Raw genomic sequence first — 424 nt, forward strand, 5'->3', positions numbered from 1 at the left:
GCGAAAGTTGCGTGTAAACAGCGCCCATGCCATAAACTCCAATTAGATAACTTGTTGTTTTCTAATAGGAGTCGCACTTCAGGGTAGCGCGCGCCGCTACACATGATTGTGGCCGATAAGGTTTATTATGTAAATTATGGCAGAATTAGTGACTGTGATTTGACGCAGAACGACCGTCCAACCCCTCCACGATAAAGATCCGGGATGAGCACAATCTTACGGATTTGCTGCGGAATGGAAATTCTCCACTTTCGGTATGCGCACCAACTTCTTGACAGAGTTAGCGAGGTTCCACCAAGTCACTCCGGGCATCGCGGATGATCACCCAAGACGAATGCAGGAAAAGCCCCGCGATCGCGAACGCGACGATCAGGTCGGGCCATGCACTGCCAAGCCACGCGACCAGCCCGGCGGCGATGACCAC

1 pseudogene is annotated in these 424 nt (G+C 52.4%); it reads right to left on the reverse strand.

The window, feature by feature from the left end:
- Positions 1-280 precede the first annotated feature (280 nt).
- Positions 281-424 (reverse strand): annotated as a pseudogene (locus tag ACGKZZ_RS17310) (cation transporter); the annotation flags it as partial.

This window comes from Marivita sp. S2033, assembly GCF_046592965.1.
Lineage (GTDB): Bacteria > Pseudomonadota > Alphaproteobacteria > Rhodobacterales > Rhodobacteraceae > Marivita.